Source organism: Pseudoxanthomonas beigongshangi (genome assembly GCF_016820515.1).
Taxonomy (GTDB): Bacteria; Pseudomonadota; Gammaproteobacteria; order Xanthomonadales; family Xanthomonadaceae; genus Pseudoxanthomonas_A; species Pseudoxanthomonas_A beigongshangi.
The window spans coordinates 34,592-41,341 of record NZ_JADHDV010000029.1; the positions used below are offsets into that span (position 1 = coordinate 34,592).

Consider the following 6,750-nt stretch of genomic DNA (forward strand, 5'->3'; position numbering starts at 1 on the left):
CGCCACGATCCCGTCGGGAGGCTGTGCGAGAATCGCCGCTCCCCTCCTCGCGCATCCCTCCATGGCCGGATCCAGCCTGTTCGCCCTCATCGACGACATCGCCACCCTGCTGGACGACGTCTCGGCGATGACCAAGATCGCCACCAAGAAGACCGCCGGCGTGCTTGGCGACGATCTGGCGCTCAACGCCCAGCAGGTCTCAGGCATCAAGGCCGACCGCGAACTGCCGGTGGTATGGGCGGTGGCCAAGGGATCGATGGTCAACAAGGCAATCCTGGTACCGGCCGCGCTGGCGATCAGCGCGCTGGAAACCTGGCTGCACGGACGCGGGATCAACATCCCGCTGATCACCCCGCTGCTGATGCTCGGCGGCGCCTTCCTCTGCTACGAGGGCGTCGAGAAGCTGGCGCACAAGTTCCTGCACGGCAAGGGCGAGGACGAACAGGAGCACGCCGAACGCGTGCGCGCGGTGCAGGACGAACAGGTCGACATGGTCGCCTTCGAGCAGCAGCGCATCCGTGGCGCGGTCCGCACCGATTTCATCCTGTCGGCGGAGATCATCGTCATCTCGCTCGGCACCCTGGCCGGGCGAACCTTCATCGAACAGTTGCTCACGCTGGTCGCCATCGCCCTGATCATGACCGTGGGCGTGTACGGACTGGTCGGCGGCATCGTCAAGCTCGACGACGCCGGCCTGGCGCTGAACCGCGACGAGCGCGCGGGCGGCTGGCCGCGCTTCAAGCGCGCCCTGGGCCGCGGCATCCTGCACAGCGCGCCCTACCTGATGAAATTCCTGTCCATCGCCGGCACGGCCGCGATGTTCCTGGTCGGCGGCGGCATCCTGGTGCACGGCATCGGCGCCCTCCACCACTTCATCGAGCCGTACGCGCAGGGCGCGCTCGGCGGGCTGCTGTCGATGCTGTTCAACGCCGGCGTCGGCATCGTCGCCGGTGCCCTGATCGTGGCGGTCACGGTGCTGATCGGGCGGCTGCGCGGGAAACGCCACGCTGCCTGAACCGCTATTCAGGCGCCTCGCCTGCCTGGGGGATTTCGTGCGAGCATGATCACATGACCGCGCCGAAACGACTGCCCCCCTGGCATGAACACTTCCGCCTGCCCAGCGGGCGCGAGTTGCTGATCCGCCCGATCCGACCCGAGGACGCCGGTCCCATCCAGGGCGCCTTCACCCTGCTCGGACCGGACGAAATCCGCCAGCGCTTCCTGTACGCCCTGCGCGAACTGACCCCGGAAATGGCCCAGCGCCTGAGCCAGCCGGATCCGCAGACCGAGTTCGCGCTGGTCGCCGCCGAATCGCTGCCGCCGGGCGAAGCGCTGGTCGGCGCGGTGGCGCGCGCGTCGGTGGTCAACCGCACCCGCGAGGCCGAGTTCGCCATCCTGGTCAGCCATTTCATCGCCGGCCAGGGCCTGGGTCGCCACCTGATGCGCCGGCTGGTGAAGTGGGCGCGTTCGAAGAAGCTGGACCGGCTCTACGGCGACGTCCTGGACAGCAACCTGCCGATGCTGCAACTGGCCCAGTCGCTGGGCTTCAAGCAGGTCCGCGAAGCCGACTCCGCGCCGGGCCTGGTGCGGGTGGTGCTGGACCTCAACGAAGTCGCCTGATCCGGAAGCTGATCCGGAAGCCCCCGCGCGGGCCACTTTCCGACCGGCGGACGGCCGTCCTCCACCCACATCGCCGTCATCATGACTGTCAGGGGAGGCCTGCGGCAGGCATTGTCGCGCGCGGTCGGAGGGCTCCCCGATGGGCATCGACGAAACCCGGCTCAACACCTTCCTCGGCAAGGCGGTCGAGGACCTCGGCGCGGCGATCAGCGCCACCCTGATCCTGGCAGGCGATCGGCTGGGCCTGTACAAGGCGCTGGCGGAGGGCCCGCTCACGCCCGCGGCGCTGGCCGAGCGCACCGGCACCCACGAACGCTACCTGCGCGAATGGCTGGCCAACCAGGCCGCCGGCGGCTACGTCACCTACGATCCCGGCAGCGGCGAATACCGGCTGGAGCCCGAACAGGCGCTGTGCCTGGCCGACCCGGCCAGTCCGGTGGATCTGGCGGGCGCGTACTACATCATCGAGGCGGTCTTCCACGCGCTGGATCGCACCGTGGACAACTTCCGCACCGGCGCGGGGCTGGAATGGGGCGATCACCACGCCTGCCTGTTCCATGGCACCGAACGGTTCTTCCGCGCCGGCTACAACGCCCACCTGCTCGGCGAATGGCTGCCCGCGCTGGACGGCGTGGTCGCCAAGCTCACCGCCGGCGCGCAGGTCGCCGATGTCGGCTGCGGCCATGGCGCCAGCACCCTGCTGATGGCCCGCGCCTACCCGCGCTCGCGCTTCGTCGGCTACGACTACCATCCCGAATCGATCCGGGTGGCCGGCGAACGCGCGCGCGAGGCCGGGCTGGAGAACGCGCGCTTCGAAGTCGCCGACGCCACCGGCTACGGCGAGCATGACTTCGATCTGATCGCCTTCTTCGACTGCCTGCACGACATGGCCGATCCGGTCGGCGCGGCGCGCCATGCCCGCCAGGCGCTGAAGCCGGACGGGCACTGCCTGCTGGTGGAACCGTTCGCCGGCGACAACGTCGAGGACAACCTCAATCCGGTTGGCCGGGTCTACTACGGTGCTTCTTCGCAGATCTGCGTGCCGGTGTCGCTGGCCCGCCACGGCCCCGCGCTGGGCGCGCAGGCCGGCGAGGCGCGCCTGCGCGCGGTGATGGAAGCCGGCGGCTTCGGCCGTTTCCGGCGCGCGGCGCAGACCCCGTTCAACCTGGTGTTCGAAGCACGCCCCTGAACCACGGGAGATTCCCATGCCACGCTATGTGATCGAACGCGATCTGCCCGGCGCCGGCCTGTTGCCGGCGGAGGAACTGCGCGCCATCTCGCGCAAATCCTGCGAGGTGCTGGAGGACCTGGGCCCACAGGTACAGTGGATGCAAAGCTACGTCACCGCCGACAAGGTGTACTGCATCTACGTGGCGCCGAACGAGGACCTGATCCGCGAGCACGCGCGGACGGGCGGTTTCCCCGCCAATCGCATCGCCGAAGTCCATGCGGTGATCGACCCGGTCACCGCCGAATGACGGCAATGATGACGGTGCCGGCGTTTACCCGGGCGGCAGCGGCGGCGCGGTAGACTGGCGGTCCCTTGCGCTGGTGGCGGACGACGCCCCCGGCGCTGCCGCTGTTTTGTGCACCGATGACCACCGATCCGAATTCCGCCTCCTCCACTCCCGTTCCTCCCCTGCCCCGCGGCGCCCAGTCGCGCGCCTGGTGGCGCGCGCCGGCCTCGCCATCCGCGCTGGCCTGGTTCCTGGCCCGCGCGGCGCTCGCCCACGACGGTCCAATCGTGGCGATTGCCCGCGACAACCACCAGGCGCACCAGTTGGAAGGCGATCTGCGCACGCTGCTGGGCGAACACGGACGCCCGGATCTGCCGGTGCTGCCTTTCCCGGACTGGGAAACGCTGTCCTACGATCGCTTCAGCCCGCATCCGGACATCGTTTCCCAGCGCCTGGCCGCGCTGCACCGCCTGCCCGCGCTGAAGCGCGGCATCGTGGTGGTGCCGGTGCAGACGCTGATGCAGCGCCTGCCGCCGCTGCGCCACGTGGTCGGCGGCAGCTTCGACTACCGGGTCGGACAGGTGCTGGACTTCGACGCCGAGAAGCGCCGGCTGGAAACGGCCAGCTACCGGCACGTGCCGCAGGTGCTGGATCCGGGTGACTTCGCCGTGCGCGGCGGCCTGCTCGATGTATATCCGATGGGCGCCGACGCGCCGCTGCGCATCGAGTTGCTGGACGACACCATCGATTCGATCCGCCAGTTCGATCCGGAAAGCCAGCGTTCGCTGGAAAGGACCGATGCGGTGCAGTTGCTGCCCGGCCGCGAGGTACCGCTGGACGATGCCTCGCTGGCGCGTGCGATGAACCTGCTGCGCGACCGTTTCGACGTCGACACCCGCCGCAGCGCGCTCTACCAGGATCTGAAATCCGGACTGGCGCCGGCCGGCGTGGAGTACTACCTGCCGTTGTTCTTCGAGCAGACCGCCACCCTGTTCGACTACCTGGGCAAACGTGCCCTGCCGCTGCTGGCCGATGGCGCCAGCGCCGCCGCCGACGCGTTCTGGATGCAGACGCAGGGCCGCTACGAGCAGCGCCGCCACGACATCGAGCGCCCGCTGCTGCCGCCGGAAGAGCTGTACCTGCCGCCGGACAACCTGCGCGAACGCCTCAACCAGTCATCGCGCATCGAAGTCTGCGGAACGGATCACCCGCGCCATGCCGAAGCCGCGCCGCTGGGCGACCAGCCTTCGCCAACGCTGCCGCTGGCGCAGAAGGATCAGGCGCCGGGCCAGGCACTGCGTTCGTTCCTGGATCACTATCCGGGCCGGGTGCTGATCGCCGCCGACTCCGCCGGTCGCCGCGAGGCGCTGCTGGAAGTGTTGCAATCAGCCGAACTGAAACCGGCGGTGCTGCACGACCTGCCCGCCTTCCTCGCCGACGGTGCCCGCTTCGGCATCGCGGTCGCGCCGCTGGAAGACGGCTTCGCCCTGGATGCGCCCGCCGTGGCGGTGCTCACCGAACGCCAGTTGTTCCCGGAACGCGCCACCCAGCCGTATCGCCGCAAGCGCACCGGCCGCGAGCCGGACAGCATCATCCGCGACCTGGGCGAGCTGAGCGAAGGCGCGCCGATCGTCCACGAGGATCACGGCGTCGGCCGTTATCGCGGGTTGGTGGTGCTGGAAGCCGGCGGCCTGCCCGGCGAGTACCTGGAAATCGAATACGCCAAGGGCGATCGCCTGTACGTGCCGGTCGCCCAATTGCACCTGATCAGCCGCTACTCCGGCGCCTCGGTGGAAACCGCGCCGCTGCATTCGCTGGGTGGCGAGGCGTGGACCAAGGCCAAGAAGAAGGCCGCCGAGAAGGTTCGCGACGTGGCCGCCGAACTGCTGGAAATCCAGGCCCGCCGGCAGGCCCGCGCCGGCCTGGCGCTGCCGGTGGACCGGGCGATGTACGAACCGTTCGCCGCCGCCTTCCCGTTCGAGGAAACCCCGGACCAGCACGCCGCCATCGAGGCGGTGCTGCGCGATCTGGGCAGCAGCCAGCCGATGGATCGGGTGGTCTGCGGCGACGTCGGCTTCGGCAAGACCGAGGTGGCGGTGCGCGCGGCCTTCGCCGCCGCCAGCGCCGGCAAGCAGGTGGCGGTGCTGGTGCCGACCACGCTGCTGGCCGAGCAGCACTACCGCAACTTCCGCGATCGCTTCGCCGACTGGCCGCTGCGGGTGGAAGTTCTGTCGCGCTTCAAGACCGCCAAGGAGATCAAGGCCGAGTTGGAGAAGCTGGCCGAGGGCACGCTGGACGTGATCGTCGGTACCCACCGGCTGTTGCAGCCGGACGTGAAGTTCAAGGATCTTGGCCTGGTCATCGTCGACGAGGAACAGCGTTTCGGCGTGCGCCAGAAGGAAGCGCTGAAAGCGCTGCGCGCCAATGTCCACCTGCTGACCCTCACCGCCACGCCCATTCCGCGCACGCTCAACATGGCGATGGCGGGACTGCGCGATCTGTCGATCATCGCCACCCCGCCGGCCAACCGCATGGCGGTGCAGACCTTCATCACCCCGTGGGATGGCACCCTGCTGCGCGAAGCCTTCCAGCGCGAGCTCTCGCGCGGCGGCCAGGTGTACTTCCTGCACAACGACGTCGAGACCATCGGCCGCATGCAGCGCGATCTGCAGGAACTGGTGCCGGAAGCACGCATCGGCGTCGCCCACGGACAGATGCCCGAGCGCGAGCTGGAACAGGTGATGCTGGGCTTCCAGAAGCAGCGCTTCAACGTGCTGCTGTGCACGACGATCATCGAGTCCGGCATCGACATTCCCAACGCCAACACCATCGTCATCCATCGCGCCGACCGCTTCGGCCTGGCCCAGTTGCACCAGTTGCGTGGCCGCGTCGGCCGTTCGCACCATCGCAGCTATGCCTACCTGGTGGTGCCGGACAAGCGCAGCATGACCTCCGACGCCGAGCGCCGGCTGGACGCGATCGCGGCGATGGACGAACTGGGCGCCGGCTTCCTGCTGGCCACCCACGACCTGGAAATCCGCGGCGCCGGCGAACTGCTGGGCGAGGACCAGAGCGGACAGATGGCCGAGATCGGTTTCAGCCTGTACACCGAACTGCTGGAGCGCGCGGTGCGCTCGATCCGCCAGGGCAAGCTGCCGGACGCGGACCTGGGCCAGGAGGCGCGCGGCGCCGAGGTCGAACTGCATGTGCCGGCGCTGATTCCGGACGACTACCTGCCCGACGTGCATACCCGCCTGACCCTGTACAAGCGCATCAGCAGCGCGCGCGACCGCGACGAACTGCGCGACCTGCAGGTGGAGATGGTCGATCGCTTCGGCCTGCTGCCGGATCCGGTGAAGTACCTGTTCGCCGCCGCCGAACTGAAACTCGACGCCACCGCGCTGGGTATCCGCAAGCTGGATCTGGGCGATGCCGGCGGGCGCATCGTGTTCGAGGCCAAACCGAACATCGATCCGATGTCGGTCATCCAGCTGATCCAGAAACAGCCGCGCATCTACAGCATGGATGGTCCGGACAAACTGCGCATCAAGCTGCCGATGGTGGAACCGGCGGATCGCTTCAATGCCGCCAAGGGGCTGTTGACCACGCTCAAGGTGGCCTGACGGCCGGAATCGACCTTGTGGCATCTTGTGGGAGCGACGTGAGTCGCGAT

5 protein-coding genes are annotated in these 6,750 nt (G+C 68.8%); all 5 read left to right on the forward strand.

The window, feature by feature from the left end; genetic code table 11:
* The first annotated feature begins 61 nt into the window (after nucleotides 1-61).
* The 5 genes from IQ458_RS17150 (at nucleotide 62) to mfd (ending at nucleotide 6,700) form a co-directional block, all read left to right on the forward strand.
* A complete protein-coding gene (locus IQ458_RS17150; protein ID WP_192198796.1) occupies nucleotides 62-1,015 on the forward strand; it encodes a DUF808 domain-containing protein in 954 nt (317 codons plus the stop codon).
* Nucleotides 1,016-1,068: 53 nt separating this feature from the next.
* The gene (locus tag IQ458_RS17155; RefSeq protein WP_183637798.1) at nucleotides 1,069-1,620 is read left to right on the forward strand and encodes a GNAT family N-acetyltransferase; all 552 of its coding nucleotides are present in this window, start codon (nucleotides 1,069-1,071) and stop codon (nucleotides 1,618-1,620) included.
* Between the two features lie 139 nt (nucleotides 1,621-1,759).
* On the forward strand, nucleotides 1,760-2,809 hold the full coding sequence (locus IQ458_RS17160; RefSeq protein WP_183637802.1) for a class I SAM-dependent methyltransferase: 1,050 nt from the start codon (nucleotides 1,760-1,762) through the stop codon (nucleotides 2,807-2,809).
* A gap of 16 nt (nucleotides 2,810-2,825) precedes the next feature.
* Nucleotides 2,826-3,098, forward strand: a complete 273-nt coding sequence (locus tag IQ458_RS17165) for a DUF4242 domain-containing protein (protein ID WP_203323567.1) — start codon at nucleotides 2,826-2,828, stop codon at nucleotides 3,096-3,098.
* Between the two features lie 116 nt (nucleotides 3,099-3,214).
* Nucleotides 3,215-6,700, forward strand: a complete 3,486-nt coding sequence (gene mfd / locus IQ458_RS17170) for a transcription-repair coupling factor (protein WP_203323568.1) — start codon at nucleotides 3,215-3,217, stop codon at nucleotides 6,698-6,700.
* Nucleotides 6,701-6,750: the final 50 nt, after the last annotated feature.

Coding starts and splice junctions, on each gene's coding strand:
- IQ458_RS17155 (WP_183637798.1), top strand. CDS start 1,069: ATGACCGCGCCGAAACGACTGCCCCCCTGGCATGAACACTTCCGCCTG.
- mfd (WP_203323568.1), top strand. CDS start 3,215: ATGACCACCGATCCGAATTCCGCCTCCTCCACTCCCGTTCCTCCCCTG.
- IQ458_RS17160 (WP_183637802.1), top strand. CDS start 1,760: ATGGGCATCGACGAAACCCGGCTCAACACCTTCCTCGGCAAGGCGGTC.
- IQ458_RS17165 (WP_203323567.1), top strand. CDS start 2,826: ATGCCACGCTATGTGATCGAACGCGATCTGCCCGGCGCCGGCCTGTTG.
- IQ458_RS17150 (WP_192198796.1), top strand. CDS start 62: ATGGCCGGATCCAGCCTGTTCGCCCTCATCGACGACATCGCCACCCTG.